The organism is Aldersonia kunmingensis, assembly GCF_001646865.1.
Lineage (GTDB): Bacteria > Actinomycetota > Actinomycetes > Mycobacteriales > Mycobacteriaceae > Aldersonia > Aldersonia kunmingensis.
The window spans coordinates 1-1,286 of sequence record NZ_LRRB01000040.1 but is presented as its reverse complement, the minus strand read 5'-3'; the positions used below and the strand labels follow the sequence as shown (position 1 = coordinate 1,286).

General features: G+C 68.3%; 2 protein-coding genes. Both read left to right on the top strand.

Translation table 11 applies throughout. From position 1 onward, the window contains the following. On the top strand, nucleotides 1-615 hold a 615-nt coding region (locus tag A8G08_RS03205), incomplete at its 5' end, for a PIG-L deacetylase family protein (protein WP_084435905.1). After that, a complete protein-coding gene (locus A8G08_RS03200) occupies nucleotides 612-1,247 on the top strand; it encodes an SAM-dependent methyltransferase (protein ID WP_068270046.1) in 636 nt (211 codons plus the stop codon). The genes A8G08_RS03205 and A8G08_RS03200, both read left to right, overlap by 4 nt. The last annotated feature ends 39 nt before the right edge of the window (nucleotides 1,248-1,286 follow it).

Genomic DNA, 1,286 nt, shown 5'->3' with positions numbered 1-1,286 from the left:
GAGACACTCGGTGTCGGCGGATTGATGGCGACCTGCCTCGCCCGCGGCATCCCGGTCCTGCTGGTCGCGGTCACCGACGGAGAAGCCTCACATCCGGGCTACCCCTCGTGGACTCCGAAAGTTCTTGCAGCGCAGCGAATCGAAGAGACCCGCCGTGCGCTCGCGACGCTGGGGGTGACGACGACCCCGATCCGGCTCGGCCTGCCCGACGGCGCGGTCGGTGCCCACGAGTCCGCGCTCACTGCGACGATCGCGGGCATGCTGACCGATCTCGGTGACGGTGCGTGGTGTGCGACCACGTGGCGCCGCGACGGGCACCCCGACCACGACGCAACCGGCCGCGCCGCCGCGGCGGCCTGCACAGCGATCGGTAGCCGGCTGCTCGAATTCCCGGTATGGATGTGGCATTGGGCGGTACCGGGCGACCCTACGGTGCCATGGACCCGCGCCCGATCGGTCCGGTTGTCGGCGGAATGCCACCGCACCAAGTTGGCCGCCATCGGTCACTTTCGTAGCCAAACCGAATCCCCGCCCGGTGCCCCCGACCATCCACCCGTGCTGGGCGAACAAGTCCTCGCGCACTGGCGGCGCACCAGCGAAACACTGTTCGCATGAACACTTCCCGCCTCCCGGACGGATACTTCGAGCGGTTGTACCAAACCGCAAGCGACCCGTGGGGATTGCAGGACCGCTGGTACGAGCGCCGCAAGTATGCGCTCACCGTGGCGTCGTTGCCGCAGCAACGGTATCGCCGCGTCCTGGAACCGGGATGCTCGGTCGGGGTTCTCACTGCGATGCTGGCCGCCCGCTGCGACGAACTGATCGCCACCGATGTGGTCGAGTCCGCGCTCGGGGTGACCGAGCAGCGCGTCGCCAGCACGCCAGGGCTGGGCAAGGTGCAGTGTCGCCGGTGGGCCCTCGGTTCGCCGTGGGCACGACTGGGACGCTTCGACCTCGTCGTGCTGAGCGAGGTCGGGTACTACCTGCAGGCCGAGGCGCTGCAGGACAGCCTCGACACCATCGTCGACCACCTCGACCCGGGCGGACACCTGCTCTGCGTGCACTGGCAGCACCCCGCACCCGACTACCCACTCACCGGCGCGCAGGTGCACCGCATCGCACACTCGACGGCTGGACTATCCCCCCTCGCGAGCTATCGCGATCCCGATTTCCACCTCGACGTCTTCACTCGCGGACCGACATCCTCGGTTGCCGCACTCGACGGACTGCTCGACCGAGCCGACTGACGGTGTCGCGAAGAGCAGCTATTGCTAGTCGAGCATGTA

Bases quoted from the DNA above. Each gene is read 5' to 3' on its own strand.
- A8G08_RS03200 (WP_068270046.1), top strand. From the start codon at position 612: ATGAACACTTCCCGCCTCCCGGACGGATACTTCGAGCGGTTGTACCAA.